The organism is Streptomyces sediminimaris, from assembly GCF_047049295.1.
Lineage (GTDB): Bacteria > Actinomycetota > Actinomycetes > Streptomycetales > Streptomycetaceae > Streptomyces > Streptomyces sediminimaris.
Window position 1 is genome coordinate 5,082,097 of record NZ_JBJWOT010000001.1, and the last position, 25,300, is coordinate 5,107,396.

The 25,300-nt window shown below is 67.2% G+C and carries 32 protein-coding genes; 30 read left to right on the top strand and 2 right to left on the bottom strand.

All coding sequences use genetic code 11. From position 1 onward, the window contains the following. Window positions 1-99: 99 nt before the first annotated feature. Window positions 100-3,999 (top strand): DNA-directed RNA polymerase subunit beta', encoded by a 3,900-nt coding sequence (locus tag ACJ9NR_RS23755; RefSeq protein WP_412494354.1) that lies wholly within the window; start codon window positions 100-102, stop codon window positions 3,997-3,999. Window positions 4,000-4,249: 250 nt separating this feature from the next. On the opposite strand, the gene ACJ9NR_RS23760 is transcribed toward ACJ9NR_RS23755, so the two are convergent. Beyond that, window positions 4,250-5,290, bottom strand: coding sequence for a hypothetical protein (locus ACJ9NR_RS23760; RefSeq protein ID WP_412494355.1), 1,041 nt, complete (start codon window positions 5,288-5,290; stop codon window positions 4,250-4,252). A gap of 231 nt (window positions 5,291-5,521) precedes the next feature. Here ACJ9NR_RS23760 and ACJ9NR_RS23765 point away from each other — a divergent pair, with 231 nt between their 5' ends. From ACJ9NR_RS23765 to tuf, 5 genes are all read left to right on the top strand, one after another. After that, window positions 5,522-6,037, top strand: a complete 516-nt coding sequence (locus ACJ9NR_RS23765; RefSeq protein ID WP_412494356.1) for a DUF1707 and DUF4190 domain-containing protein — start codon at window positions 5,522-5,524, stop codon at window positions 6,035-6,037. Between the two features lie 309 nt (window positions 6,038-6,346). Next, complete coding sequence (rpsL, locus tag ACJ9NR_RS23770) at window positions 6,347-6,718, top strand: 30S ribosomal protein S12 (protein ID WP_003948652.1); 372 nt, start codon at window positions 6,347-6,349, stop codon at window positions 6,716-6,718. Between the two features lie 2 nt (window positions 6,719-6,720). After that, the gene (rpsG, locus tag ACJ9NR_RS23775) at window positions 6,721-7,191 is read left to right on the top strand and encodes a 30S ribosomal protein S7 (protein ID WP_003998848.1); all 471 of its coding nucleotides are present in this window, start codon (window positions 6,721-6,723) and stop codon (window positions 7,189-7,191) included. Window positions 7,192-7,230: 39 nt separating this feature from the next. Beyond that, complete coding sequence (gene fusA / locus ACJ9NR_RS23780) at window positions 7,231-9,357, top strand: elongation factor G (RefSeq protein ID WP_412494357.1); 2,127 nt, start codon at window positions 7,231-7,233, stop codon at window positions 9,355-9,357. Between the two features lie 170 nt (window positions 9,358-9,527). Beyond that, the gene (gene tuf / locus ACJ9NR_RS23785; RefSeq protein WP_412494358.1) at window positions 9,528-10,721 is read left to right on the top strand and encodes an elongation factor Tu; all 1,194 of its coding nucleotides are present in this window, start codon (window positions 9,528-9,530) and stop codon (window positions 10,719-10,721) included. A 199-nt stretch (window positions 10,722-10,920) separates the two neighbouring features. Here the strand turns inward: tuf and ACJ9NR_RS23790 are convergent, their stop codons facing one another. Continuing rightward, entirely contained in the window at window positions 10,921-12,093 is a 1,173-nt protein-coding gene (locus ACJ9NR_RS23790) for a right-handed parallel beta-helix repeat-containing protein (protein WP_412494359.1), read from the bottom strand. A 579-nt stretch (window positions 12,094-12,672) separates the two neighbouring features. Between ACJ9NR_RS23790 and rpsJ the strand changes: the two genes are divergently transcribed. The 24 genes from rpsJ to ACJ9NR_RS23910 all read left to right on the top strand — a co-directional run bounded on the left by rpsJ (window position 12,673) and on the right by ACJ9NR_RS23910 (window position 25,282). Continuing rightward, on the top strand, window positions 12,673-12,981 hold the full coding sequence (rpsJ, locus tag ACJ9NR_RS23795) for a 30S ribosomal protein S10 (protein ID WP_003948644.1): 309 nt from the start codon (window positions 12,673-12,675) through the stop codon (window positions 12,979-12,981). A 16-nt stretch (window positions 12,982-12,997) separates the two neighbouring features. Continuing rightward, entirely contained in the window at window positions 12,998-13,642 is a 645-nt protein-coding gene (rplC, locus tag ACJ9NR_RS23800; protein ID WP_208777383.1) for a 50S ribosomal protein L3, read from the top strand. A gap of 9 nt (window positions 13,643-13,651) precedes the next feature. Beyond that, window positions 13,652-14,326, top strand: a complete 675-nt coding sequence (gene rplD, locus ACJ9NR_RS23805; RefSeq protein WP_412494360.1) for a 50S ribosomal protein L4 — start codon at window positions 13,652-13,654, stop codon at window positions 14,324-14,326. Beyond that, window positions 14,326-14,745 (top strand): 50S ribosomal protein L23, encoded by a 420-nt coding sequence (gene rplW / locus ACJ9NR_RS23810; protein ID WP_412494361.1) that lies wholly within the window; start codon window positions 14,326-14,328, stop codon window positions 14,743-14,745. Before rplD ends, rplW begins: the two co-directional genes overlap by 1 nt. Before the next feature lie 40 nt (window positions 14,746-14,785). Beyond that, window positions 14,786-15,622, top strand: a complete 837-nt coding sequence (rplB, locus tag ACJ9NR_RS23815) for a 50S ribosomal protein L2 (protein WP_393867690.1) — start codon at window positions 14,786-14,788, stop codon at window positions 15,620-15,622. Between the two features lie 12 nt (window positions 15,623-15,634). Beyond that, complete coding sequence (gene rpsS, locus ACJ9NR_RS23820) at window positions 15,635-15,916, top strand: 30S ribosomal protein S19 (RefSeq protein ID WP_016434625.1); 282 nt, start codon at window positions 15,635-15,637, stop codon at window positions 15,914-15,916. Window positions 15,917-15,960: 44 nt separating this feature from the next. Further along, a complete protein-coding gene (gene rplV / locus ACJ9NR_RS23825; protein ID WP_003974262.1) occupies window positions 15,961-16,308 on the top strand; it encodes a 50S ribosomal protein L22 in 348 nt (115 codons plus the stop codon). Further along, window positions 16,308-17,132 carry a 30S ribosomal protein S3 gene (gene rpsC / locus ACJ9NR_RS23830; RefSeq protein ID WP_412494362.1) on the top strand — a complete coding sequence of 275 codons (825 nt, stop codon included), beginning with the start codon at window positions 16,308-16,310 and terminating at the stop codon, window positions 17,130-17,132. Before rplV ends, rpsC begins: the two co-directional genes overlap by 1 nt. A gap of 5 nt (window positions 17,133-17,137) precedes the next feature. After that, window positions 17,138-17,557 carry a 50S ribosomal protein L16 gene (rplP, locus tag ACJ9NR_RS23835; protein ID WP_009327094.1) on the top strand — a complete coding sequence of 140 codons (420 nt, stop codon included), beginning with the start codon at window positions 17,138-17,140 and terminating at the stop codon, window positions 17,555-17,557. Next, the gene (rpmC, locus tag ACJ9NR_RS23840) at window positions 17,557-17,781 is read left to right on the top strand and encodes a 50S ribosomal protein L29 (protein ID WP_007494763.1); all 225 of its coding nucleotides are present in this window, start codon (window positions 17,557-17,559) and stop codon (window positions 17,779-17,781) included. The genes rplP and rpmC overlap by 1 nt, the downstream gene beginning before the upstream one ends. Continuing rightward, window positions 17,781-18,068, top strand: a complete 288-nt coding sequence (rpsQ, locus tag ACJ9NR_RS23845) for a 30S ribosomal protein S17 (protein WP_016434628.1) — start codon at window positions 17,781-17,783, stop codon at window positions 18,066-18,068. The genes rpmC and rpsQ overlap by 1 nt, the downstream gene beginning before the upstream one ends. A 107-nt stretch (window positions 18,069-18,175) precedes the next feature. Next, window positions 18,176-18,544: a 50S ribosomal protein L14 gene (gene rplN, locus ACJ9NR_RS23850; protein WP_376533033.1), complete on the top strand. Its 369-nt coding sequence runs from the start codon at window positions 18,176-18,178 to the stop codon at window positions 18,542-18,544. 2 nt (window positions 18,545-18,546) lie between these two features. Next, window positions 18,547-18,870: a 50S ribosomal protein L24 gene (gene rplX, locus ACJ9NR_RS23855; RefSeq protein ID WP_053674523.1), complete on the top strand. Its 324-nt coding sequence runs from the start codon at window positions 18,547-18,549 to the stop codon at window positions 18,868-18,870. Next, window positions 18,870-19,427: a 50S ribosomal protein L5 gene (gene rplE / locus ACJ9NR_RS23860; protein WP_301972795.1), complete on the top strand. Its 558-nt coding sequence runs from the start codon at window positions 18,870-18,872 to the stop codon at window positions 19,425-19,427. The genes rplX and rplE overlap by 1 nt, the downstream gene beginning before the upstream one ends. 5 nt (window positions 19,428-19,432) lie before the next feature. After that, a complete protein-coding gene (locus tag ACJ9NR_RS23865; RefSeq protein WP_003948630.1) occupies window positions 19,433-19,618 on the top strand; it encodes a type Z 30S ribosomal protein S14 in 186 nt (61 codons plus the stop codon). Between the two features lie 240 nt (window positions 19,619-19,858). Then, the gene (rpsH, locus tag ACJ9NR_RS23870; protein ID WP_055706474.1) at window positions 19,859-20,257 is read left to right on the top strand and encodes a 30S ribosomal protein S8; all 399 of its coding nucleotides are present in this window, start codon (window positions 19,859-19,861) and stop codon (window positions 20,255-20,257) included. Between the two features lie 24 nt (window positions 20,258-20,281). Next, window positions 20,282-20,821: a 50S ribosomal protein L6 gene (gene rplF / locus ACJ9NR_RS23875; RefSeq protein ID WP_412494363.1), complete on the top strand. Its 540-nt coding sequence runs from the start codon at window positions 20,282-20,284 to the stop codon at window positions 20,819-20,821. 3 nt (window positions 20,822-20,824) lie between these two features. Continuing rightward, window positions 20,825-21,208, top strand: a complete 384-nt coding sequence (gene rplR / locus ACJ9NR_RS23880; protein WP_412494364.1) for a 50S ribosomal protein L18 — start codon at window positions 20,825-20,827, stop codon at window positions 21,206-21,208. A 36-nt stretch (window positions 21,209-21,244) separates the two neighbouring features. Next, a complete protein-coding gene (rpsE, locus tag ACJ9NR_RS23885) occupies window positions 21,245-21,850 on the top strand; it encodes a 30S ribosomal protein S5 (protein WP_019753099.1) in 606 nt (201 codons plus the stop codon). Between the two features lie 2 nt (window positions 21,851-21,852). After that, window positions 21,853-22,035: a 50S ribosomal protein L30 gene (rpmD, locus tag ACJ9NR_RS23890; protein WP_009190145.1), complete on the top strand. Its 183-nt coding sequence runs from the start codon at window positions 21,853-21,855 to the stop codon at window positions 22,033-22,035. 2 nt (window positions 22,036-22,037) lie between these two features. Next, entirely contained in the window at window positions 22,038-22,493 is a 456-nt protein-coding gene (gene rplO, locus ACJ9NR_RS23895; protein ID WP_412494365.1) for a 50S ribosomal protein L15, read from the top strand. A gap of 190 nt (window positions 22,494-22,683) precedes the next feature. Then, window positions 22,684-23,997: a preprotein translocase subunit SecY gene (gene secY / locus ACJ9NR_RS23900; protein WP_412494366.1), complete on the top strand. Its 1,314-nt coding sequence runs from the start codon at window positions 22,684-22,686 to the stop codon at window positions 23,995-23,997. Beyond that, window positions 23,997-24,659, top strand: coding sequence for an adenylate kinase (locus ACJ9NR_RS23905; RefSeq protein ID WP_412494367.1), 663 nt, complete (start codon window positions 23,997-23,999; stop codon window positions 24,657-24,659). The genes secY and ACJ9NR_RS23905 overlap by 1 nt, the downstream gene beginning before the upstream one ends. Before the next feature lie 248 nt (window positions 24,660-24,907). Further along, the gene (locus ACJ9NR_RS23910) at window positions 24,908-25,282 is read left to right on the top strand and encodes a hypothetical protein (RefSeq protein ID WP_412494368.1); all 375 of its coding nucleotides are present in this window, start codon (window positions 24,908-24,910) and stop codon (window positions 25,280-25,282) included. Window positions 25,283-25,300 lie beyond the last annotated feature (18 nt).

The window sequence follows — 25,300 nt, forward strand, 5'->3', positions numbered from 1 at the left end:
GGAGTTCCGGCCGGAGGAACTGGTGAGGAACCTCCGGCCGGCCCCAGGACCCCCGTATCAGACCCCACGACTTACAACCCTGAGAGGGATTGACGCATAGTGCTCGACGTCAACTTCTTCGATGAGCTCCGGATCGGCCTGGCCACCGCCGACGACATCCGTCAGTGGAGCCACGGCGAGGTCAAGAAGCCCGAGACGATCAACTACCGCACGCTCAAGCCGGAAAAGGACGGACTCTTCTGCGAGAAGATCTTCGGTCCGACCCGGGACTGGGAGTGCTACTGCGGCAAGTACAAGCGTGTCCGGTTCAAGGGCATCATCTGTGAGCGCTGCGGTGTCGAGGTGACGCGCGCCAAGGTGCGCCGTGAGCGGATGGGCCACATCGAACTGGCCGCCCCCGTCACGCACATCTGGTACTTCAAGGGTGTCCCCTCGCGCCTCGGCTACCTGCTGGACCTGGCGCCGAAGGACCTCGAGAAGGTCATCTACTTCGCGGCGTACATGATCACGTACGTCGACGAGGAGCGCCGTACCCGCGACCTGCCCTCCCTGGAGGCGCACGTCTCCGTCGAGCGGCAGCAGGTCGAGAACCGCCGGGACGCCGACCTGGAGGCCCGCGCCAAGAAGCTCGAGTCCGACCTGGCCGAGCTGGAGGCCGAGGGCGCCAAGGCCGACGTGCGCCGCAAGGTGCGCGAGGGCGCCGAGCGCGAGATGAAGCAGCTGCGCGACCGCGCGCAGCGCGAGATCGACCGCCTCGACGAGGTGTGGACCCGGTTCAAGAACCTCAAGGTCCAGGACCTCGAGGGCGACGAGCTGCTCTACCGCGAGCTGCGCGACCGCTTCGGCACCTACTTCGACGGCTCGATGGGTGCCGCGGCGCTGCAGAAGCGCCTGGAGTCCTTCGACCTCGAGGAGGAGGCCGAGAAGCTCCGCGAGATCATCCGTACCGGCAAGGGCCAGAAGAAGACCCGTGCGCTCAAGCGCCTGAAGGTCGTCTCCGCGTTCCTGCAGACGTCCAACAGCCCCAAGGGCATGGTGCTGGACTGCGTGCCGGTCATCCCGCCGGACCTGCGTCCGATGGTGCAGCTGGACGGTGGCCGCTTCGCGACCTCCGACCTGAACGACCTGTACCGCCGTGTCATCAACCGCAACAACCGCCTGAAGCGGCTTCTCGACCTCGGTGCGCCCGAGATCATCGTGAACAACGAGAAGCGCATGCTCCAGGAGGCCGTCGACGCGCTCTTCGACAACGGCCGCCGCGGCCGCCCGGTCACGGGCCCCGGCAACCGTCCGCTGAAGTCGCTGTCCGACATGCTCAAGGGCAAGCAGGGCCGCTTCCGCCAGAACCTGCTCGGCAAGCGCGTGGACTACTCCGCGCGTTCCGTGATCGTCGTCGGCCCGCAGCTGAAGCTGCACCAGTGCGGTCTGCCGAAGGCGATGGCGCTGGAGCTGTTCAAGCCGTTCGTGATGAAGCGCCTGGTGGACCTCAACCACGCGCAGAACATCAAGAGCGCCAAGCGCATGGTGGAGCGCGGCCGCACCGTCGTGTACGACGTCCTCGAAGAGGTCATCGCCGAGCACCCGGTGCTGCTCAACCGTGCCCCCACCCTGCACCGCCTCGGCATCCAGGCCTTCGAGCCGCAGCTGGTCGAGGGCAAGGCCATCCAGATCCACCCGCTCGTGTGCACCGCGTTCAACGCGGACTTCGACGGTGACCAGATGGCCGTGCACCTGCCGCTGTCCGCGGAGGCGCAGGCCGAGGCCCGCATCCTGATGCTGTCCTCGAACAACATCCTCAAGCCGGCCGACGGCCGTCCGGTGACGATGCCGACCCAGGACATGGTCCTCGGTCTGTTCTTCCTCACCACCGACGGCGAGATGCGCGACGTCAAGGGCGAGGACCGCTCCTTCGCGTCCGTGGCCGAGGCGATCATGGCGTTCGACGCCGGCGAGCTCTCGCTGCAGTCGAAGGTGGACATCCGCTTCCCGGTGGGCACCATCCCGCCGCGCGGCTGGACCCCGCCGGAGCGCGAGGAGGGCGAGCCGGAGTGGCAGCAGGGTGACAGCTTCCGGCTGCGGACGACCCTCGGCCGGGCGCTCTTCAACGAGCTGCTGCCCGAGGACTACCCGTTCGTCGACTACGAGGTCGGCAAGAAGCAGCTCTCCGAGATCGTCAACGACCTCGCCGAGCGCTACCCGAAGGTCATCGTGGCGGCGACGCTCGACAACCTGAAGGCGGCCGGCTTCTACTGGGCGACCCGTTCCGGTGTCACCGTGGCCATCTCCGACGTCGTCGTTCCCGAGGCGAAGAAGGAGATCGTCAAGGGCTACGAGGCGCAGGACGAGAAGGTCCAGAAGCAGTACGAGCGCGGTCTGATCACCAAGGACGAGCGCACGCAGGAGCTCATCGCGATCTGGACCAAGGCGACCAACGAGGTCGCCGAGGCGATGAACGACAACTTCCCGAAGACCAACCCGATCTTCATGATGGTGAACTCGGGTGCACGAGGCAACATGATGCAGATGCGTCAGATCGCCGGTATGCGTGGTCTGGTGTCGAACGCGAAGAACGAGACGATCCCGCGTCCGATCAAGGCGTCGTTCCGCGAGGGCCTGTCCGTGCTGGAGTACTTCATCTCCACGCACGGTGCCCGTAAGGGTCTGGCGGACACCGCCCTGCGTACCGCCGACTCCGGTTACCTCACCCGTCGTCTGGTCGACGTCTCCCAGGACGTCATCATCCGCGAGGAGGACTGCGGCACCGACCGCGGTCTGCGCCTCAGGATCGCCGAGCGCGGCGCCGACGGCGTCCTGCGCAAGGCGGACGACGTCGAGACCAGCGTGTACGCGCGCTGCCTCGCCGAGGACATCGTGGTCGACGGCAAGGTGCTCGCCCCGGCGGGCGTGGACCTCGGTGACGTCCTCATCGACCAGCTGGTCGCGAACGGCGTCGAGGAGGTCAAGACCCGCTCGATCCTGACCTGCGAGTCCCAGGTCGGCACGTGCGCCATGTGCTACGGCCGCTCCCTGGCGACGGGCAAGCTGGTCGACATCGGTGAGGCGGTCGGCATCATCGCCGCCCAGTCCATCGGTGAGCCCGGCACCCAGCTGACGATGCGTACCTTCCACACCGGTGGTGTGGCCGGTGACGACATCACCCAGGGTCTGCCGCGTGTCGTCGAGCTCTTCGAGGCCCGTACCCCGAAGGGTGTCGCCCCGATCTCCGAGGCCTCCGGCCGCGCGCGGATCGAGGAGACCGAGAAGACGAAGAAGATCGTCGTCACCCCGGACGACGGCAGCGACGAGACGGCGTACCCGATCTCCAAGCGTGCCCGGCTCCTGGTCAGCGAGGGCGAGCACGTCGAGGTGGGCCAGAAGCTCACCGTGGGTGCCACCAACCCGCACGACGTGCTGCGCATCCTGGGCCAGCGCGCCGTCCAGGTCCACCTGGTCGGCGAGGTCCAGAAGGTCTACAACTCGCAGGGTGTGTCGATCCACGACAAGCACATCGAGATCATCATCCGGCAGATGCTGCGCCGGGTGACGATCATCGAGTCCGGCGACGCCGAGCTGCTGCCCGGCGAGCTGGTCGAGCGCTCGAAGTTCGAGACCGAGAACCGTCGTGTGGTCCAGGAGGGCGGTCACCCGGCCTCCGGCCGTCCGCAGCTCATGGGCATCACCAAGGCCTCGCTGGCCACGGAGTCCTGGCTGTCGGCGGCGTCCTTCCAGGAGACGACGCGGGTCCTCACGGACGCGGCGATCAACGCCAAGTCCGACTCGCTCATCGGCCTCAAGGAGAACGTCATCATCGGTAAGCTCATCCCGGCCGGTACGGGCCTGTCCCGCTACCGCAACATCCGGGTCGAGCCGACCGAGGAGGCCAAGGCCGCGATGTACTCGGCGGTCGGCTACGACGACATCGACTACTCGCCGTTCGGCACGGGCTCCGGCCAGGCCGTTCCGCTGGAGGACTACGACTACGGTCCGTACAACCAGTAGGCGGGCAGCTTGAACCGAGGGGCGGTCACCTTGCGGGGTGGCCGCCCCTCGGCGTGCCGGCGCCTCGGCTCCCAGGACGGCGGCCACCGGGCCCGGGCAGGGCGTGGCCAGGGGGAGGAGGGCCAGAGCCTACGTGCCGAGCGCCGGCGTCTGCCGGGAGGCGGCGATCAGCCGCCGTGGCCGACACGCGTATGCGGCCCGGGGCGGGTGCACCCCGCAGAGACTTCGGGACCGGTCAGTTCGGGACCGGTCAGATGGCCAGGCGCAGGGTCCAGCGCCCCGTGGCCTCGACGCGGAGGACGCGACGCCCCTCCGGTACGGCGACCGTCAGGCGGGCGTGGTCGCGGCCCTCGGCGAGCAGCCGGCCCGGGCGGTACGTCCGGGTGGCTTCGCGGAGTGCGAACGCGCCCGTTCCGTGGTGCTCGATCTCGACCGCACGGTACCCGTCGTCCTTGAGCACCGTTTCGATGCCGTGCCCGGTCAGCGGCACACCCGTCTCCAGCCGTCGGGCCTCGCCGGGCGGACGCAGCGCGATCCGCCAGGGGCCCGTGGCCCAGACGTCCAGGAACATCTCCGCACCGTGTTGCTCCGGCAGCAGCACCCGCGCTCGGCCGGGACCCGTCCGGGAGGGTTCGAACGCCCCCTTGAGCAGTACCCGGAGCCGTCCGCCCGTGCTGCCTCGGTCGCGCACCGAGAAGCTGCCGGAGGCGTTGTCGGTCTCGAAGACCAGCAGCGCGGGGCCGCCCTCTGCGGGCCTGGGAACACGGACCCTGGTGCCGCCGGTGCCGCGTGTCCAGGCGATGTCGGTGCCCGCCACGCGTGCGGTGTCCAGGCGTTCCAGGGCCGCCCGGCCGCGTTCCAGGAGTTCCGGCACCCGGGCGGGGGTGCTCGCTCTGGCCTCGTCGTAGGCCTCCACGGCGGTGCGGTAGGCGGCGAGGTCGTCCGGATCGGAGCACGGCCCGGGGCGGTAGGTGTGCAGGCGCAGGAGTTCTCCGTACGCGGTGATGGCCCGGTCGGCCGACTCGCCGGCGGTCCGCCGGGGCGGCCGGGGCAGGGACGGCTTCTGTGCGGGGCGCGGCTCGAGCCTCCTCCCGCGGTCGCCTCCGGGCGCGAACCGGTGGGCGGACAGGGCCGGCGGGACCACCAGGGCGACGTACATGAGGAGCGCGGCCCCGCCGTCGCCGAGCGGGAGCAGGCTCAGGAGAAGACCGAGCAGCACGAAGGCGAGCGTCCCGCTGATCAGCCCGTACCCCAGACATCTGCCCCACGGCGCCCTGCTGCCGGATGTCATTCGGCCACCCCCGTCCGTCCACCGGGACGTCCGACGGGACCTCCCCTCCGGGGCCCATCGTGCGTCGCGCGGGCGCCCGCCGTGAGGGGCCGTCCCGGGCCATGTCGGGCGGGCTCCCGTTGCCGGGCTCCGGCAACGGGAGGAGGCCGGGGGGATACCGCGGGAACCGATGCCGAAATCAGCGCGTTGGAGCATGATGAAGGCATACAGCCGCCTCTGGGGGAGGTGTCCGTGTCGTACCCGACGCCGTGGCAGCCGTGGCAGGCGCAGAACACCCCGTCCATGCTCGCCTCCCACGCCGACCGCGAGCGCGCCGTCGACGTGCTCAGAGCCGGTTACGGGGAGGGACGGCTGGAGCACCACGAGTTCGAGAAGCGCGTGGCGCGGGCGTATGCGGCGCGTACGGTGGGGGAGCTGGCCCTGCTGGTCGCCGACCTGCCCACGGGGCCCGTGCCGCAGTCTGCCGTCTCCCCGGCCGTGCCGCAGACGTTCCAGCCCGCCGTCCGGCGGCAGACGAACGCCAAGGCGATCGGGGCCGCAGTCTGCGGGCTGCTGTGCGTGCCGACGATGGGGCTCACGGGCATACCCGCCGTCATCCTGGGGCACACGGCACGCAACGAGATGGACCGGACCGGAGAGGCAGGCGAAGGGCTCGCCCTGACCGGGCTGGTGCTGGGCTGGCTGTCGACCGCCGGCTGGGCCCTGGTGCTGACGCTGCTGTTCGCGGTGGCCCTCGCCTCCGGATGACGACCGCCGTCGCGGTGAATCGGAGACCGATCGCGTGCATGGTCTTGACATGAGGCGCACGGCGATGCGGGCGAGGCCCATTTGTTTTGACCGCAGCGAATGAGGTAGGTACGCTCATACCTTGTGCCTGGGGTGTGCCCTGGCTCTCGTGCGTGCCTTCAAACCGCATAGCGAGCTGTGAGCGGCCACCGTAATCTGTGCTCTTTTCGCCTCGCGGCGGGAGTCCGCCGGATTCGACACACCCGACCGCGTGGGTCGGTGACGTTCCAGGTTAGCTGTACCCATCGGCACACAGAAACCGGAGAAGTAGTGCCTACGATCCAGCAGCTGGTCCGCAAGGGCCGGCAGGACAAGGTCGAGAAGAACAAGACGCCCGCACTCGAGGGTTCCCCTCAGCGCCGTGGCGTCTGCACGCGTGTGTTCACGACCACCCCGAAGAAGCCGAACTCGGCCCTGCGTAAGGTCGCGCGTGTGCGTCTGACCAGCGGGATCGAGGTCACCGCTTACATTCCGGGTGAGGGACACAACCTGCAGGAGCACTCCATCGTGCTCGTGCGCGGCGGCCGTGTGAAGGACCTGCCGGGTGTTCGCTACAAGATCATCCGTGGCTCCCTCGACACCCAGGGTGTCAAGAACCGCAAGCAGGCCCGTTCCCGCTACGGCGCCAAGAAGGAGAAGTAAGAATGCCTCGTAAGGGCCCCGCCCCGAAGCGCCCGGTCATCATCGACCCGGTCTACGGTTCTCCTCTGGTCACGTCGCTCATCAACAAGGTGCTGCTGAACGGCAAGCGCTCCACCGCCGAGCGCATCGTCTACGGCGCCATGGAGGGCCTGCGCGAGAAGACCGGCAACGACCCGGTCATCACCCTCAAGCGCGCTCTCGAGAACATCAAGCCGACCCTCGAGGTCAAGTCCCGCCGCGTCGGTGGCGCCACCTACCAGGTCCCGGTCGAGGTCAAGCCCGGCCGTGCCAACACCCTGGCGCTGCGCTGGCTCGTGGGCTACTCCCGCGCCCGTCGCGAGAAGACCATGACCGAGCGTCTGCTCAACGAGCTCCTCGACGCCTCCAACGGCCTCGGTGCCGCGGTGAAGAAGCGCGAGGACACGCACAAGATGGCCGAGTCCAACAAGGCCTTCGCGCACTACCGCTGGTAGTCGCTACCCACATCGAGACCGAGAGAAGACTGAAGCCTTATGGCTACCACTTCACTTGACCTGGCCAAGGTCCGCAACATCGGGATCATGGCCCACATCGACGCGGGCAAGACGACCACCACCGAGCGGATCCTGTTCTACACCGGCGTCTCCTACAAGATCGGTGAGGTCCACGACGGCGCTGCCACCATGGACTGGATGGAGCAGGAGCAGGAGCGTGGCATCACGATCACCTCTGCTGCCACCACCTGTCACTGGCCGCTGGAGGACGTCGATCACACCATCAACATCATCGACACGCCGGGCCACGTCGACTTCACCGTCGAGGTGGAGCGTTCGCTGCGCGTGCTCGACGGTGCCGTGACGGTGTTCGACGGCGTCGCCGGCGTCGAGCCCCAGTCCGAGACGGTGTGGCGTCAGGCGGACCGCTACGGCGTCCCGCGTATCTGCTTCGTCAACAAGCTCGACCGGACCGGTGCCGAGTTCCACCGCTGCGTCGACATGATCTCCGACCGCCTGGGCGCTCAGCCGATCGTGATGCAGCTGCCGATCGGGGCCGAGGCCGATTTCAAGGGCGTCGTCGACCTCGTGACGATGAAGGCCCTGGTCTGGTCCGCCGAGGCCACCAAGGGCGAGATGTACGACACCGTCGACATCCCGGACACCCACGTCGAGGCTGCCGAGGAGTACCGCGGCAAGCTGCTCGAGGCCGTGGCCGAGAACGACGAAGAGATCATGGAGCTGTACCTGGAGGGCACCGAGCCCACCGTGGAGCAGCTGTACGCCGCGATCCGCCGCATCACCATCGCGTCCGGCAAGTCCCAGGACACCACGGTCACCCCGGTGTTCTGCGGTACCGCGTTCAAGAACAAGGGCGTCCAGCCCCTGCTCGACGCGGTCGTGCGCTACCTCCCCTCCCCCCTGGACGTCGAGGCCATCGAGGGCCACGACGTGAAGGACCCGGAGACGGTCGTCAGGCGCAAGCCGTCCGAGGACGAGCCGCTGTCCGCGCTCGCCTTCAAGATCATGAGCGACCCGCACCTCGGCAAGCTCACCTTCGTCCGGGTCTACTCGGGCCGCCTGGTGTCCGGCACCTCGGTGCTGAACTCCGTCAAGGGCAAGAAGGAGCGCATCGGCAAGATCTACCGCATGCACGCGAACAAGCGTGAGGAGATCGAGTCGGTGGGCGCCGGCGACATCGTCGCGGTCATGGGTCTGAAGCAGACCACGACCGGCGAGACGCTGTGCGACGACAAGGCCCCGGTCATCCTGGAGTCCATGGACTTCCCGGCGCCGGTCATCCAGGTCGCCATCGAGCCCAAGTCCAAGGGCGACCAGGAGAAGCTGGGCGTCGCGATCCAGCGCCTGGCCGAGGAGGACCCGTCCTTCCAGGTCCACTCGGACGAGGAGACCGGCCAGACCATCATCGGCGGCATGGGCGAGCTGCACCTCGAGGTGCTGGTCGACCGGATGCGCCGTGAGTTCAAGGTCGAGGCCAACGTCGGCAAGCCGCAGGTCGCCTACCGCGAGACGATCCGCAAGGCCGTCGAGCGCGTGGACTACACCCACAAGAAGCAGACCGGTGGTACCGGTCAGTTCGCCAAGGTGCAGATCGCGATCGAGCCGATCGAGGGCGGCGACGCCTCGTACGAGTTCGTGAACAAGGTGACCGGTGGCCGCATCCCGAAGGAGTACATCCCTTCGGTGGACGCCGGTGCGCAGGAGGCCATGCAGTTCGGCATCCTCGCGGGCTACGAGATGACCGGCGTGCGCGTCACGCTGATCGACGGTGGCTACCACGAGGTCGACTCCTCCGAGCTCGCCTTCAAGATCGCCGGTTCGCAGGCCTTCAAGGAGGCCGCGCGCAAGGCCAGCCCCGTGCTGCTCGAGCCCATGATGGCCGTAGAGGTCACCACGCCCGAGGACTACATGGGTGACGTCATCGGCGACATCAACTCCCGCCGTGGCCAGATCCAGGCCATGGAGGAGCGGGCCGGTGCCCGCGTCGTGAAGGGCCTCGTGCCCCTCTCGGAGATGTTCGGCTACGTCGGCGACCTGCGCAGCAAGACGTCCGGCCGCGCGAGCTACTCCATGCAGTTCGACTCCTACGCCGAGGTTCCGCGGAACGTCGCCGAGGAGATCATCGCGAAGGCCAAGGGCGAGTAACGCACCGCGTTAACGCACCGCGTTCACACGCCTTAGGCTTGACCCCGGAGCCTGCCGGGGCATTCCTCCCCAATCGTGGGGGAATGCCCCGGGGCCCGGGCACTGACAGCAAAGATCACCTGGCGCCGATGAAGTAAGGCGTACCAGAACCACTCCACAGGAGGACCCCAGTGGCGAAGGCGAAGTTCGAGCGGACTAAGCCGCACGTCAACATCGGCACCATCGGTCACATCGACCACGGTAAGACGACCCTCACGGCCGCCATTACCAAGGTGCTGCACGACGCGTACCCGGACCTGAACGAGGCCTCGGCGTTCGACCAGATCGACAAGGCTCCCGAAGAGCGCCAGCGCGGTATCACCATCTCCATCGCGCACGTCGAGTACCAGACGGAGACCCGTCACTACGCCCACGTCGACTGCCCCGGTCACGCGGACTACATCAAGAACATGATCACCGGTGCCGCTCAGATGGACGGCGCCATCCTCGTGGTCGCCGCCACCGACGGCCCGATGCCGCAGACCAAGGAGCACGTGCTCCTGGCCCGCCAGGTCGGCGTTCCGTACATCGTCGTCGCCCTGAACAAGGCCGACATGGTGGACGACGAGGAGATCCTGGAGCTCGTCGAGCTCGAGGTCCGCGAGCTGCTCTCCGAGTACGAGTTCCCCGGCGACGACGTTCCGGTCGTCAAGGTCTCGGCTCTGAAGGCGCTCGAGGGCGACAAGGAGTGGGGCCAGTCGGTCCTGGACCTGATGAAGGCCGTCGACGAGTCGATCCCGGAGCCGGAGCGCGACGTCGACAAGCCGTTCCTCATGCCGATCGAGGACGTCTTCACGATCACCGGTCGCGGTACGGTCGTCACCGGCCGTATCGAGCGCGGCATCCTGAAGGTCAACGAGACCGTGGACATCATCGGCATCAAGCCGGAGAAGACCTCCACCACGGTCACCGGCATCGAGATGTTCCGCAAGCTGCTCGACGAGGGCCAGGCCGGTGAGAACGTCGGTCTGCTGCTCCGCGGCATCAAGCGCGAGGACGTCGAGCGCGGCCAGGTCATCATCAAGCCGGGCTCGGTCACCCCGCACACCGAGTTCGAGGCGCAGGCCTACATCCTCTCCAAGGACGAGGGTGGCCGCCACACGCCGTTCTTCAACAACTACCGCCCGCAGTTCTACTTCCGTACGACGGACGTGACCGGCGTGGTGACCCTCCCCGAGGGCACCGAGATGGTCATGCCGGGTGACAACACCGAGATGAAGGTGGAGCTCATCCAGCCCGTCGCCATGGAGGAGGGCCTGAAGTTCGCCATCCGCGAGGGTGGCCGGACCGTGGGCGCCGGCCAGGTCACCAAGATCAACAAGTGATCTTGGCCCGCGAGGGCTGACCCGGCAGGACTCTGAAGGGCCCGTACGACTCCGGTCGTACGGGCCCTTTCGGCTGCCCGCGGGCCCTTCGGCCGTCCTCTGTGACGGCTGTGCCGCGCGGCGCGCGGACGCAGCGAGGACGCAGGGGTCCGTACGACACCGTCGTACGGACCCCGCCGTGCCGCTCACCGCTTGCCGCCTACGGCGTCACCACCCTGCCGCCGAAGGTCACGGCCAGCCGGCCGTCGGAGGCGAAGGACCAGCCCAGGGAGCCGCCGTAGGAGGAGCAGCGGGAGCCGTTGGTGCCGGTCCAGAACTGGTTGGAGCCGTCGGCGTCGCCGACCGTCTTGTCGTTGGAGCCGTCGACGGCGAACCGGCACGAGGTGTTGCCGCGGAACACCGACGTGCCCTTGTCGAAGGAGAAGTTGCGCTCGGCGTTGTCGACGCTCGCGTTGCTGGAGATCGTCATGGTGCCGGGGTTGTTGTTGTAGGTGTACCCGTGGTGGCCGTTGCCGTAGGCGATGTCGTGCCGGACGACGTGGTCGACGGCGATGCCGTCGCCGCCGAGCTTGTAGCCGTTGCGGTCGCCGTCGCCGCTCTGGCTGCCGTCGGACAGGGTGCCGTTGCGGTACGACAGCGAGTACTCGATCGTCACCGGGCCGATGGCGCCCGTGGCGGTCTTGGTGTAGAGGTCCCAGCCGTCGTCGATGTTGTTGTGGGAGACGTCGTAGCGGAAGACGTTCCCGGTGCCCGTGGTGAGCTTCGACGCGAAGCCGTCGGCGTCCTCGCCGTCGGAGTCGGCGTTGTCGTGCGACTCCGAGCTCACCACCAGGTTGTCGGACGGCCACTGGGAGCTCGGGGTGCCGGAGGAGATCCGGCCGAGCTGGAGTCCGGTGTCGCGGTTGTAGGCGGTCACCATGCGCTCGACGACGTTGTGGCTGCCGCCGATGTAGATGCCGTTGTCGCCGGCGTGTTCGACGGTGAGGCCGTACAGGTGCCAGTAGTTCGCGAACAGCTGCAGGCCGCGGTGGGAGGAACTCTCGCTCTGCGCCGAGAAGTCGAGCACCGGGCTCTCGCCCGGGTAGGCGCTCAGGGTGGTGCGGGCGCCCGCGGTGCCGTCGCCGCCGGCCGGGATCGTGACGGTCGAGGAGTAGTGGTAGGTGCCGCCGCGCAGGTAGATGGTGCCGCCCGGCGCGATGCGGCTGATCGCCGTGGCGAGCGTCGTCGGGGCGGACTGCGTGCCGGCCGCGCCGGCGGTGCCGCCGGGCGACACGTACTGCGTGGTGCTCGCGGCCTGCGCCGGCGCGCCGGACAGCGCGACGAGCGCGCCTGCCAGCAGGCTGACGCACGCGATGACGGGTCTCACTTGCATGGTGATGCCTCCGGGTTCGTCCGTGACCAGGGCTCTGCCGTGCAGGAGAAAGCGCTTTCTCGTATCCTCGAACGGGACCGTAAGCGGTTGCTGTGGACACGTCAATAGACAAGTGCTTGATTCTTATTCACAAGGATGAACAAGCCCCGTGTCGCGGGGAGGGTGCGGGTTTGACCTGCGTCACCCTCGGGGTATTCTCTCCGGCTCGATTGGCCAGGCCCCTGCCCCATATGGCAGACTGTCCGAGTTGCTCGGTCGAGTGTTGATGCTGCGCGCCTCCCGCCGGGGGGACCGGAAGCGAGTCCCACAGTACTCGTCGCCCTAACTGCCGCGAGGCAGCGCTGGGGCGGACGTACGGGAATCTTCCGGGAAGTGTCGGTGCGGCACCGGCCAGGCACCCGGTGGACTTCTCGTCCCCGGCCTGCGGTTCCGCAAGGGCCGCGCTCTCCCAGCAGGGATGTTCGAACAAGGGGCATCTGTGTCAGCGAGGGTGCGACACGCCCGACCGCGTGGGTCGGAGAGAGAGCCACGGAACACCGGGTTCCAGAGCGTTACGAGAGACAGGACTACTGAGTAGCCATGGCGGGACAGAAGATCCGCATCCGGCTCAAGGCCTACGACCACGAGGTCATCGACTCCTCGGCGAAGAAGATCGTCGAGACGGTGACGCGTACTGGTGCGTCGGTCGCGGGCCCGGTGCCGCTGCCCACTGAGAAGAACGTGTACTGCGTCATCAAGTCGCCGCACAAGTACAAGGACTCGCGCGAGCACTTCGAGATGCGCACGCACAAGCGCCTGATCGACATCCTCGACCCGACGCCCAAGACCGTTGACTCCCTGATGCGACTCGACCTCCCGGCCGGTGTCGACATCGAGATCAAGCTCTGAGGCCGGTGATCTGAGAATGACCAAGCAGATCAAGGGCATCCTGGGCGAGAAGCTCGGCATGACGCAGGTGTGGGACGAGAACAACCGCGTCGTCCCCGTCACCGTCGTCAAGGCCGGCCCCAACGTCGTGACCCAGGTCCGCACGAACGACAGCGACGGCTACGAGTCGGTCCAGATCGCCTTCGGCGAGATCGACCCGCGCAAGGTGAACAAGCCCCTCAAGGGCCACTTCGCCAAGGCCGACGTCACCCCCCGCCGCCACCTCGTCGAGATCCGCACCGCGGACGCCGCCGAGTACACCCTCGGCCAGGAGATCACCGCCGAGGTGTTCGAGGCCGGCGTGAAGGTCGACGTCACCGGCAAGAGCAAGGGCAAGGGCTTCGCCGGTGTCATGAAGCGCCACAACTTCGGTGGCCTCGGCGCCGGTCACGGCACCCAGCGCAAGCACCGCTCTCCCGGTTCCATCGGTGGCTGCGCCACCCCGGGCCGTGTGTTCAAGGGCCTCCGCATGGCGGGTCGTATGGGCAACGAGCGGGTCACCACCCAGAACCTGACCGTCCACGCCGTTGACGCGGAGAAGGGTCTGCTGCTCATCAAGGGCGCGGTTCCCGGTCCGAACGGCGGCCTCGTCCTGGTCCGCACCGCGGCCAAGGGGGCCTGAGGTAAGCCGATGAGTACTTCAATCAACATCGACATCCTTTCGCCGGCGGGCGAGAAGGCCGGTTCCGTCGAGCTCCCCGCGGAGATCTTCGACGTCGAGAAGGTCAGCATCCCGCTGATCCACCAGGTCGTCGTCGCGCAGCTGGCCGCGGCCCGTCAGGGCACGCACAAGACCAAGACCCGTGGCGAGGTCCGTGGTGGCGGCAAGAAGCCGTACCGCCAGAAGGGCACCGGCCGCGCCCGTCAGGGTTCGACCCGCGCCCCGCAGTTCGCCGGTGGTGGCGTCGTGCACGGTCCCGTGCCGCGCGACTACTCGCAGCGGACCCCGAAGAAGATGAAGGCTGCCGCGCTGCGTCACGCCCTCACCGACCGGGCCCGCCACAACCGCATTCACGTCGTCTCCGGCGTGATCGAGGGCGAGACCCCCTCCACCAAGGCCGCCCGGACGCTGTTCGGCAAGATCTCGGAGCGCAAGAACCTGCTCCTGGTCGTCGACCGCGCCGACGAGGCCGCGTGGCTGTCCGCCCGCAACCTGCCCCAGGTCCACATCCTGGAGCCGGGCCAGCTGAACACGTACGACGTTCTCGTCTCGGACGACGTGGTCTTCACCCAGGCCGCTCTCGAGTCCTTCGTGTCCGGCGCGCCCGCATCGCCGGCTGCCGACACCGAAGGGAGCGAGGCCTGATGGCTACGCGTCACCCGAGCATCGCCTCCAAGGCTGCGAAGGCCGCCAAGGCCGCGCGCGTCGCCAAGGCGCGCCGCCACGCCGCCGAGGGCAAGAACACCGTCGAGACCCCGCTGAGCAAGTCGTACACGGACCCCCGTGACGTCCTGCTGAAGCCGGTCGTCTCCGAGAAGAGCTACGCGCTGCTCGACGACAACAAGTACACGTTCGTCGTCGACCCGCGTGCCAACAAGACCCAGATCAAGGAGGCCGTCCAGGCGGTCTTCGACGTCAAGGTCACCGGGGTCAACACGATCAACCGCCAGGGCAAGCGCAAGCGGACCCGCACGGGCTTCGGCCAGCGTGCCGCCACCAAGCGCGCGATCGTGACCCTCGCCGAGGGCGACCGTATCGACATCTTCGGCGGTCCGACCGCCTGAGGGCGGTCCGGACCGTCCGATATCGGACGAGGACTGAGAAATGGGAATCCGCAAGTACAAGCCGACTACGCCGGGCCGTCGTGGTTCCAGCGTCGCCGACTTCGTCGAGGTCACGCGGTCCACGCCGGAGAAGTCGCTGGTCCGTCCCCTGCACAGCAAGGGCGGCCGTAACAATTCCGGTCGTGTGACCGTCCGCCACCAGGGCGGTGGCCACAAGCGCGCCTACCGCGTGATCGACTTCCGTCGTCACGACAAGGACGGCGTGCCGGCGAAGGTCGCGCACATCGAGTACGACCCCAACCGCACCGCGCGCATCGCGCTGCTCCACTACGCGGACGGCGAGAAGCGCTACATCCTGGCGCCGCGGGGTCTGAGCCAGGGCGACCGGATCGAGAACGGTCCCGGCGCCGACATCAAGCCCGGCAACAACCTGGCGCTGCGCAACATCCCGGTCGGTACGACGATCCACTCCGTGGAGCTTCGTCCCGGCGGCGGCGCCAAGTTCGCCCGCTCCGCGGGTGCCTCCGTGCAGCTGCTCGCGAAGGAGGGCTCGATGGCCCACCTCCGCATGCCCTCCGGTGAGATCCGCCTGGTCGACCAGCGCTGCCGCGCCACGGTCGGCGAGGTCGGCAACGCCGAGCAGAGCAACATCAACTGGGGCAAGGCCGGCCGCAAGCGCTGGCTGGGCGTCCGCCCGACCGTCCGCGGTGTGGCGATGAACCCGGTTGACCACCCCCACGGTGGTGGTGAGGGCAAGACCTCCGGTGGTCGCCACCCGGTCAGCCCCTGGGGCCAGAAGGAAGGTCGTACTCGTTCGCCCAAGAAGGCGTCGAACAAGTACATCGTCCGCCGCCGCAAGACGAACAAGAAGCGCTAGGAGCGGGTTTAGATGCCGCGCAGTCTCAAGAAGGGGCCCTTCGTCGACGACCACCTGATCAAGAAGGTGGAAGTCCAGAACGAAGCCGGCACCAAGAACGTCATCAAGACCTGGTCCCGTCGCTCGATGATCGTCCCGGCCATGCTCGGTCACACGATCGCGGTGCACAACGGCAAGACCCACATCCCGGTGTTCGTCACCGAGTCGATGGTCGGCCACAAGCTCGGCGAGTTCTCGCCGACGCGCACCTTCCGGGGTCACGTCAAGGACGACCGGAAGTCGAAGCGCCGCTAGCAGCGGATCGCATTCAGACACGTAAGTAACTGAGAGGGACAACCATGGAAGCCAGGGCCCAGGCGCGGTACATCCGCGTTACGCCCATGAAGGCCCGCCGCGTGGTGGACCTTATCCGTGGCATGGACGCCACGGAGGCTCAGGCTGTTCTGCGATTCGCTCCGCAGGCAGCCTCCGTGCCCGTCGGCAAGGTGCTCGACAGCGCCATCGCCAACGCCGCGCACAACTACGACCACACCGACGCCGACAGCCTCTTCATCTCCGAGGCGTACGTCGACGAGGGCCCGACCCTGAAGCGGTTCCGGCCGCGCGCCCAGGGCCGTGCCTACCGGATCCGCAAGCGGACCAGCCACATCACCGTGGTCGTCAGCAGCAAGGAAGGAACCCGGTAATGGGCCAGAAGGTTAACCCGCATGGGTTCCGGCTCGGTGTCACCACCGACTTCAAGTCCCGGTGGTACGCCGACAAGCTGTACAAGGACTACGTCAAGGAAGACGTCGCCATCCGCCGGATGATGACGTCCGGCATGGAGCGCGCCGGCATCTCCAAGGTGGAGATCGAGCGCACCCGTGACCGCGTGCGGGTGGACATCCACACCGCCCGCCCGGGCATCGTCATCGGCCGCCGCGGCGCCGAGGCCGACCGCATCCGCGGTGACCTCGAGAAGCTCACGGGCAAGCAGGTCCAGCTGAACATCCTCGAGGTCAAGAACCCCGAGACCGACGCCCAGCTGGTGGCCCAGGCCGTCGCCGAACAGCTCTCCTCCCGCGTCTCCTTCCGCCGTGCCATGCGCAAGAGCATGCAGTCGGCGATGAAGGCCGGCGCCAAGGGCATCAAGATCCAGTGCGGTGGCCGCCTCGGCGGCGCCGAGATGTCCCGCTCGGAGTTCTACCGCGAGGGCCGCGTGCCCCTGCACACGCTCCGCGCGAACGTGGACTACGGCTTCTTCGAGGCCAAGACGACCTTCGGCCGCATCGGCGTGAAGGTCTGGATCTACAAGGGCGACGTCAAGAACATCGCCGAGGTCCGTGCCGAGAACGCCGCGGCCCGTGCGGGCAACCGCCCGGCCCGTGGTGCCGACCGCCCGGCCCGTGGTGGCCGCGGTGGCGAGCGGCGCGGTCGCAAGCCGCAGCAGTCGGCTCCGGCCGCCGAGGCCCCCAAGGCCGAGGCGCCCAAGACCGACGGGCCGGCTGAGAGCACCGGAACGGAGGCCTGACCGACATGCTGATCCCCCGTAGGGTCAAGCACCGCAAGCAGCACCACCCCAAGCGCAGCGGCGCTGCCAAGGGCGGTACCCAGGTTGCGTTCGGCGAGTACGGCATCCAGGCGCTCACCCCGGCGTACGTGACCAACCGTCAGATCGAGGCCGCTCGTATCGCCATGACGCGTCACATCAAGCGTGGTGGCAAGGTCTGGATCAACATCTACCCGGACCGTCCCCTCACCAAGAAGCCCGCCGAGACCCGCATGGGTTCCGGTAAGGGCTCCCCGGAGTGGTGGATCGCCAACGTCAAGCCCGGACGCGTGATGTTCGAGCTGTCGTACCCCAACGAGAAGATCGCCCGTGAGGCGCTGACCCGTGCGGCCCACAAGCTGCCGATGAAGTGCCGGATCGTCAAGCGCGAGGCAGGTGAAGCGTGATGTCGGCCGGCACCAAGGCGTCCGAGCTGCGCGAGCTGGGCAACGAGGAGCTTCTGGCGAAGCTCCGCGAGGCCAAGGAAGAGCTGTTCAACCTCCGCTTCCAGGCGGCCACGGGTCAGCTCGAGAACCATGGCCGTCTCAAGGCGGTCCGCAAGGACATCGCCCGGATCTACACCCTCATGCGTGAGCGTGAGCTCGGCATCGAGACGGTGGAGAACGCCTGATGAGCGAGAGCAATGTGACTGAAGAGACGAAGGCCGCACGAGGCTTCCGCAAGACCCGTGAGGGTCTCGTCGTCAGCGACAAGATGGACAAGACCGTCGTCGTCGCCGTCGAGGACCGCGTGAAGCACGCGCTGTACGGCAAGGTCATCCGCCGTACGAACAAGCTCAAGGCGCACGACGAGCAGAACGCCGCGGGCGTCGGCGACCGTGTCCTCCTCGCGGAGACCCGGCCGCTGTCCGCGACGAAGCGCTGGCGCGTCGTCGAGATCCTCGAGAAGGCCAAGTAATTCCTGCGGCCCTAGAAACGTAGGGGCCCCGCAGGTCAGTTCCGCCAGGCTCCGGGGGCCGTCGAAGGACGGCCCCCGGGGAACCGGCAGACAAACAGGAGATAGACGTGATCCAGCAGGAGTCGCGACTTCGTGTCGCCGACAACACGGGGGCGAAGGAGATCCTTTGCATCCGTGTGCTCGGTGGCTCCGGTCGCCGCTACGCGGGCATCGGTGACGTCATCGTCGCCACCGTCAAGGACGCGATCCCCGGTGGCAACGTGAAGAAGGGTGACGTCGTCAAGGCGGTCATCGTTCGCACCGTCAAGGAGCGCCGCCGTCCGGACGGCTCGTACATCCGCTTCGACGAGAACGCCGCCGTCATTCTGAAGAACGACGGCGACCCTCGAGGCACTCGCATCTTCGGCCCGGTCGGCCGTGAGCTGCGCGAGAAGAGGTTCATGAAGATCATCTCGCTCGCGCCGGAGGTGCTGTAAGCATGAAGATCAAGAAGGGCGACCTGGTCCAGGTCATCACCGGCAAGGACAAGGGCAAGCAGGGCAAGGTCATCGCCGCTTACCCGCGCGACGAGCGTGTCCTGGTCGAGGGTGTCAACCGGGTCAAGAAGCACACCAAGGCCGGTCCGACCGCTCGCGGTTCGCAGGCCGGCGGCATCGTCACGACCGAGGCGCCGATCCACGTCTCCAACGTCCAGCTGGTCGTTGAGAAGGACGGCAACAAGGTCGTCACGCGTGTCGGTTACCGCTTCGACGACGAGGGCAACAAGATCCGCGTTGCCAAGCGGACGGGTGAGGACATCTGATGGCTACCACCACCACTCCGCGTCTGAAGCAGAAGTACCGCGAGGAGATCGCGGGCAAGCTGCGTGACCAGTTCAAGTACGAGAACGTCATGCAGGTTCCCGGCCTCGTCAAGATCGTGGTCAACATGGGTGTCGGCGACGCCGCCCGTGACTCGAAGCTGATCGAGGGCGCGATCCGCGACCTGACCACCATCACCGGTCAGAAGCCGGCCGTCACCAAGGCCCGCAAGTCCATCGCGCAGTTCAAGCTGCGTGAGGGCCAGCCGATCGGTGCCCACGTCACGCTCCGTGGCGACCGCATGTGGGAGTTCCTGGACCGCACCCTGTCGCTCGCGCTGCCGCGCATCCGCGACTTCCGCGGTCTGTCCCCCAAGCAGTTCGACGGCCGTGGCAACTACACCTTCGGTCTCACGGAGCAGGTCATGTTCCACGAGATCGACCAGGACAAGATCGACCGCGTCCGGGGTATGGACATCACCGTGGTCACCACGGCGACCAACGACGAAGAGGGCCGTGCCCTTCTGCGTCACCTCGGCTTCCCGTTCAAGGAGGCGTGAGCGAGATGGCGAAGAAGGCTCTCATCGCGAAGGCTGCTCGCAAGCCCAAGTTCGGTGTGCGGGGCTACACCCGCTGCCAGCGCTGCGGCCGTCCCCACTCCGTGTACCGCAAGTTCGGCCTGTGCCGCGTGTGCCTTCGTGAGATGGCTCACCGCGGCGAGCTGCCGGGCGTGACCAAGAGCTCCTGGTAATCCCCCCTTTCAGGGATTCCCGGGGCTCTCGGTAAGCAATGGGCGTGTCAGGCGCCCTCCCTTCCATGGCTTAGGCTTGGGGGGTTGGGCGCCTGACGGCCGCCCGTACGCCCGTGGGCAGGGCCCACAATCGTTTGCTTACTACGCCGTAGGTCCACCGCGCCGCACCCGTCCCGTCCCGGATCGGGGAGAGGGATGGCGCACCAGGAAACCCCGGCGAGAGAGGCCGAAGGCCAATTCATGACCATGACTGATCCGATCGCAGACATGCTTACGCGTCTGCGGAACGCGAACTCGGCGTACCACGACTCGGTGTCGATGCCGCACTCCAAGATCAAGTCTCACATCGCGGAGATCCTCCAGCAGGAGGGCTTCATCACGGGCTGGCGCGTCGAGGACGCCGAGGTCGGCAAGAACCTCGTCCTCGAGCTGAAGTTCGGCCCGAACCGTGAGCGCTCCATCGCGGGCATCAAGCGGATCTCCAAGCCCGGTCTCCGGGTGTACGCGAAGTCCACCAACCTGCCGAAGGTGCTCGGCGGCCTCGGCGTGGCGATCATCTCCACGTCGCACGGGCTCCTCACCGACAAGCAGGCCGGCAAGAAGGGCGTGGGTGGGGAAGTCCTCGCCTACGTCTGGTAGCGGAAGGGAACGGAGGAAACAGCTATGTCGCGCATCGGCAAGCTCCCCATCGCGGTTCCCGCCGGCGTGGACGTCACCATCGACGGCCGTACGGTCTCGGTCAAGGGCCCCAAGGGCACGCTGACCCACACCGTCGTAGCGCCGATCGACATCGCCAAGGGTGAGGACGGCGTGCTCAGCGTCACCCGCCCCAACGACGAGCGTCAGAGCAAGGCCCTGCACGGCCTGTCCCGCACGCTGGTGGCGAACATGATCACCGGCGTGACCCAGGGTTACGTGAAGAAGCTCGAGATCAGCGGTGTCGGTTACCGCGTGACGGCCAAGGGCTCGAACCTCGAGTTCGCGCTCGGCTACAGCCACCCGATCACCGTCGAGGCGCCCGAGGGCATCACCTTCAAGGTGGAGACCCCGACCCGCTTCTCGGTCGAGGGCATCGACAAGCAGAAGGTCGGCGAGGTTGCGGCCAACATCCGCAAGCTGCGCAAGCCCGACCCGTACAAGGCCAAGGGCGTCAAGTACGAGGGCGAAGTCATCCGGCGCAAGGTCGGAAAGGCGGGTAAGTAAGCCATGGCATACGGGCAGAAGATCCTCAAGGGCGACGCCTACAAGCGCGCCGCGATCAAGCGCCGTCACATCCGGATCCGCAAGACCCTTTCCGGTACGGCGGAGCGTCCCCGTCTGGTCGTGACCCGCTCCAACCGCCACATCGTGGCGCAGGTGATCGACGACCTGAAGGGCCACACCCTGGCGTCGGCGTCCACTCTGGACAGCTCGATCCGCGGTGGCGAGGGCGACAAGTCCGCGCAGGCCAAGCAGGTCGGCGCCCTGGTCGCCGAGCGTGCGAAGGCCGCCGGTGTCGAGGCCGTCGTGTTCGACCGCGGTGGCAACCAGTACGCCGGGCGCATCGCCGCCCTGGCGGACGCCGCCCGCGAGGCCGGGCTCAAGTTCTGAGCCGCTTGTAGCTAGCGGAAAGAGAGAGGTAATCCAATGGCTGGACCCCAGCGCCGCGGAAGCGGTGCCGGTGGCGGCGAGCGGCGGGACCGGAAGGGCCGTGACGGCGGCGCTGCTGCCGCCGAGAAGACCGCGTACGTTGAGCGCGTCGTCGCGATCAACCGCGTCGCCAAGGTTGTGAAGGGTGGTCGTCGCTTCAGCTTCACCGCGCTGGTCGTGGTGGGCGACGGTGACGGCACCGTGGGTGTCGGATACGGCAAGGCCAAGGAGGTGCCGGCCGCCATCGCCAAGGGCGTTGAGGAGGCCAAGAAGCACTTCTTCAAGGTCCCGCGCATCCAGGGCACCATCCCGCACCCGATCCAGGGTGAGAAGGCTGCCGGCGTCGTGCTGCTCAAGCCCGCGTCCCCCGGTACCGGTGTGATCGCCGGCGGCCCGGTGCGCGCCGTGCTCGAGTGCGCCGGTATCCACGACGTGCTGTCGAAGTCGCTCGGCTCCGACAACGCGATCAACATCGTGCACGCGACCGTGGAGGCCCTCAAGGGCCTGCAGCGCCCCGAGGAGATCGCGGCCCGCCGCGGTCTGCCCCTCGAGGACGTCGCCCCCGCGGCCCTCCTGCGTGCGCGTGCCGGGGCGGGTGCGTAATCATGGCGCAGCTCAAGATCACGCAGACGAAGTCCTACATCGGCAGCAAGCAGAACCACCGTGACACCCTGCGTTCCCTGGGCCTCAAGCGCCTGGGTGACGTGGTCGTCAAGGAGGACCGCCCCGAGTTCCGCGGCATGGTGCACACCGTCCGCCACCTCGTGACGGTCGAGGAGGTCGACTGATCATGGCGGAGCAGAACCCGCTCAAGATCCACAACCTCCGTCCCGCCCCGGGCGCCAAGACCGCCAAGACCCGTGTCGGTCGTGGTGAGGCGTCGAAGGGTAAGACGGCCGGTCGTGGTACCAAGGGCACGAAGGCCCGCTACCAGGTTCCGGAGCGCTTCGAGGGTGGGCAGATGCCCCTCCACATGCGCCTCCCGAAGCTGAAGGGCTTCAAGAACCCGTTCAAGACCGAGTACCAGGTCGTGAACCTCGACAAGCTGGCCGCGCTCTACCCCGAGGGTGGCGAGGTCACCGTCGAGGGCCTGGTGGCCAGGGGCGCCGTTCGCAAGAACTCGCTCGTCAAGGTGCTCGGCCAGGGCGAGATCTCCGTGGCGCTGCAGGTGACGGTCGACGCCGTCTCCGGCTCCGCCAAGGAGAAGATCACCGCCGCCGGCGGCACCGTCACCGAGCTCGTCTGAGTCATTCAGGTGACCGCTCGATGACCTGAACGATCCCGACCGGGGATATCCCACACAGGGGTATCCCCGGTTGGTCGTTCCACGGGGAGCTGTGCCGCCGGTAAGGTAGCCAGCACTGTTCTTCTTTGTATCCGTCGAACCTCAAGACCGTCACCCTTGACGCAGTTGCGCGGGGGTCGCAGGAGGCACCGTGCTCACCGCGTTCGCCCGGGCGTTCAGGACGCCCGACCTGCGCAAGAAGCTGCTCTTCACGCTCGGCATCATCGTGGTGTACCGGGTCGGTACCCACATCCCGATCCCGGGCGTCAACTATCAGGCCGTCCAGAGTTGTGTGGACCAGGCGTCCGGAACCCAGGGCATCTTCGGTCTGGTCAACATGTTCAGCGGCGGCGCGCTGCTGCAGATCACGGTCTTCGCGCTCGGCATCATGCCGTACATCACGGCGAGCATCATTCTGCAGCTGCTGACCGTGGTGATCCCGCGTCTGGAGGCCCTCAAGAAGGAGGGCCAGGCGGGCACGGCGAAGATCACGCAGTACACCCGCTACCTGACCGTGGCGCTCGCCATCCTGCAGGGCACCGGCCTGGTGGCCACCGCCCGCAGCGGCGCCCTCTTCTCCGGGTGCACGGTCGCCTCCAACATCGTCCCGGACCAGGCGATCTTCACCACCGTCACCATGGTCATCTGCATGACCGCCGGTACCGCCGTCGTGATGTGGCTCGGCGAGCTGATCACCGACCGCGGCATCGGCAACGGCATGTCGATCCTGATGTTCATCTCGATCGCCGCGACCTTCCCCTCCGCGCTGTGGGCCATCAAGAAGCAGGGCACCCTGGCCGGCGGCTGGATCGAGTTCGGCACCGTCGTCCTCGTCGGCCTGGTCATGGTCGGTCTGGTGGTCTTCGTCGAGCAGGCGCAGCGGCGCATCCCCGTGCAGTACGCGAAGCGCATGATCGGCCGCCGTTCCTACGGCGGTACGTCGACGTACATCCCGCTGAAGGTCAACCAGGCGGGTGTGATCCCGGTCATCTTCGCGTCGTCACTGCTCTACATCCCGGCGCTGATCGCTCAGTTCTCCGGGGGCAAGGCGGGCTGGAAGACCTGGGTCGAGCAGAACCTGACCAAGGGTGACCACCCGATCTACATGATCAGCTATTTCCTGCTGATCGTTTTCTTCGCCTTCTTCTACGTGGCGATCTCCTTCAACCCCGAAGAAGTCGCCGACAACATGAAGAAGTATGGTGGCTTCATCCCGGGCATCCGGGCTGGCCGACCGACCGCTGAGTACCTCAGCTACGTGCTCAACCGGATCACCTGGCCGGGTTCGCTGTATCTGGGTGTGATCGCTCTCGTACCGACAATGGCGTTGGTGGGCTTCAACGCGAACCAGAACTTCCCGTTCGGCGGGACGAGCATCCTGATCATCGTGGGTGTGGGTCTCGAGACGGTGAAGCAGATCGAGAGCCAGCTCCAGCAGCGCAATTACGAAGGGTTCCTCCGCTGATGCGAATCGTCCTCGTCGGGCCGCCCGGTGCCGGAAAGGGCACTCAGGCCACGCGTCTTGCCGGGAAGCTGTCGATCCCGCACATTTCCACGGGCGATCTGTTCCGGGCCAACATCAGCCAGCAGACGGAGCTCGGGAAGCTCGCGAAGTCCTACATGGACGCCGGGAACCTCGTCCCCGACGAGGTGACCATCGCCATGGCGAAGGACCGCATGGAGCAGCCGGACGCGGAGAACGGCTTCCTGCTCGACGGTTTCCCGCGCAACGTCTCGCAGGCCGAGGCGCTCGACGAGCTGCTCAAGACCGAGAACATCAAGCTGGACGCCGTGCTCGACCTCGAGGTTCCCGAGGCAGAGGTCGTCAAGCGCATCGCCGGCCGGCGCATCTGCCGCAACGACTCCGCGCACGTGTTCCACGTGACGTACAGCCCCGCGAAGAAGGAAGGCGTCTGCGACGTCTGCGGCGGGGAGCTCTACCAGCGCGACGACGACTCCGAGGAGACCGTCCGCAAGCGGCTCGAGGTCTACCACACGCAGACCGAGCCGATCATCGACTACTACAAGGCGCAGGGCCTGGTCGTCACGATCTCCTCCCTGGGCCCGGTGGACGAGGTCACGCAGCGGGCGCTGGAAGCACTCAAGCGTGAGGACGACGGCAAGTAGAAGCGCTTGCAGTTACGCACGACGAACGCCCGGCTGGGTCTTCCAGCCGGGCGTTGGGCGTGGACGGCCGTAAACCTCGGACTCGTGGACGTCTTGATGCGTTCGCGGTGAGGGCGGCAACCCCTTTGACCGTGGACATTCATAATCCTGTTCGGTATGATCATGGCGACCAGCGGGGCACTGGTGCAACCGTGGTGCGCCGCAATGCAGTTGGGTCGTTCCGCGACCTGGGAACAAGGGGGAATCACGTGGTCAAGACCATGCTCAAAAGGGGAGCCATGGTAGGCGCAGCTGCCGCCATGATGATCGGTTTCGGATCGTCTCCGGCCCTGGCCGGGAACCTTGGCATCCAACTTCCGAACGGCCGTGGCTACATGACGTTCATCGATGATGGGGACATCTTCATCGTCTGCGACACCAAGAAGGACGGCCACGGCGTCACCGGCTACGTGCGGACCGTTGACACCGACGGCAACATCGTCATCGCCGAGACCATCGATGACGGCGGAGACGCCGGCTGCGACCAGAAGTCGCACAACATCATCGGCAAGCAGCCCTACGACATGGTGCTGTGCTGGAACGGCGGCGGCGCCTGCGTCGGGTCCCGCTACTTCCACGAGTAAGCCTTGCGAAGTGACAGA

What these genes read in the sequence shown, in the direction of transcription:
- ACJ9NR_RS23760 (WP_412494355.1), bottom strand. Translation starts at nt 5,290, where the DNA reads ATGACATCCGGCAGCAGGGCGCCGTGGGGCAGATGTCTGGGGTACGGG.
- rpsG (WP_003998848.1), top strand. Translation starts at nt 6,721, where the DNA reads ATGCCTCGTAAGGGCCCCGCCCCGAAGCGCCCGGTCATCATCGACCCG.
- fusA (WP_412494357.1), top strand. Translation starts at nt 7,231, where the DNA reads ATGGCTACCACTTCACTTGACCTGGCCAAGGTCCGCAACATCGGGATC.
- ACJ9NR_RS23790 (WP_412494359.1), bottom strand. Translation starts at nt 12,093, where the DNA reads ATGCAAGTGAGACCCGTCATCGCGTGCGTCAGCCTGCTGGCAGGCGCG.
- rpsJ (WP_003948644.1), top strand. Translation starts at nt 12,673, where the DNA reads ATGGCGGGACAGAAGATCCGCATCCGGCTCAAGGCCTACGACCACGAG.
- rplC (WP_208777383.1), top strand. Translation starts at nt 12,998, where the DNA reads ATGACCAAGCAGATCAAGGGCATCCTGGGCGAGAAGCTCGGCATGACG.
- rplD (WP_412494360.1), top strand. Translation starts at nt 13,652, where the DNA reads ATGAGTACTTCAATCAACATCGACATCCTTTCGCCGGCGGGCGAGAAG.
- rplW (WP_412494361.1), top strand. Translation starts at nt 14,326, where the DNA reads ATGGCTACGCGTCACCCGAGCATCGCCTCCAAGGCTGCGAAGGCCGCC.
- rplB (WP_393867690.1), top strand. Translation starts at nt 14,786, where the DNA reads ATGGGAATCCGCAAGTACAAGCCGACTACGCCGGGCCGTCGTGGTTCC.
- rpsS (WP_016434625.1), top strand. Translation starts at nt 15,635, where the DNA reads ATGCCGCGCAGTCTCAAGAAGGGGCCCTTCGTCGACGACCACCTGATC.
- rplV (WP_003974262.1), top strand. Translation starts at nt 15,961, where the DNA reads ATGGAAGCCAGGGCCCAGGCGCGGTACATCCGCGTTACGCCCATGAAG.
- rpsC (WP_412494362.1), top strand. Translation starts at nt 16,308, where the DNA reads ATGGGCCAGAAGGTTAACCCGCATGGGTTCCGGCTCGGTGTCACCACC.
- rplP (WP_009327094.1), top strand. Translation starts at nt 17,138, where the DNA reads ATGCTGATCCCCCGTAGGGTCAAGCACCGCAAGCAGCACCACCCCAAG.
- rpmC (WP_007494763.1), top strand. Translation starts at nt 17,557, where the DNA reads ATGTCGGCCGGCACCAAGGCGTCCGAGCTGCGCGAGCTGGGCAACGAG.
- rpsQ (WP_016434628.1), top strand. Translation starts at nt 17,781, where the DNA reads ATGAGCGAGAGCAATGTGACTGAAGAGACGAAGGCCGCACGAGGCTTC.
- rplX (WP_053674523.1), top strand. Translation starts at nt 18,547, where the DNA reads ATGAAGATCAAGAAGGGCGACCTGGTCCAGGTCATCACCGGCAAGGAC.
- rplE (WP_301972795.1), top strand. Translation starts at nt 18,870, where the DNA reads ATGGCTACCACCACCACTCCGCGTCTGAAGCAGAAGTACCGCGAGGAG.
- ACJ9NR_RS23865 (WP_003948630.1), top strand. Translation starts at nt 19,433, where the DNA reads ATGGCGAAGAAGGCTCTCATCGCGAAGGCTGCTCGCAAGCCCAAGTTC.
- rpsH (WP_055706474.1), top strand. Translation starts at nt 19,859, where the DNA reads ATGACCATGACTGATCCGATCGCAGACATGCTTACGCGTCTGCGGAAC.
- rplF (WP_412494363.1), top strand. Translation starts at nt 20,282, where the DNA reads ATGTCGCGCATCGGCAAGCTCCCCATCGCGGTTCCCGCCGGCGTGGAC.
- rplR (WP_412494364.1), top strand. Translation starts at nt 20,825, where the DNA reads ATGGCATACGGGCAGAAGATCCTCAAGGGCGACGCCTACAAGCGCGCC.
- rpsE (WP_019753099.1), top strand. Translation starts at nt 21,245, where the DNA reads ATGGCTGGACCCCAGCGCCGCGGAAGCGGTGCCGGTGGCGGCGAGCGG.
- rpmD (WP_009190145.1), top strand. Translation starts at nt 21,853, where the DNA reads ATGGCGCAGCTCAAGATCACGCAGACGAAGTCCTACATCGGCAGCAAG.
- rplO (WP_412494365.1), top strand. Translation starts at nt 22,038, where the DNA reads ATGGCGGAGCAGAACCCGCTCAAGATCCACAACCTCCGTCCCGCCCCG.
- ACJ9NR_RS23905 (WP_412494367.1), top strand. Translation starts at nt 23,997, where the DNA reads ATGCGAATCGTCCTCGTCGGGCCGCCCGGTGCCGGAAAGGGCACTCAG.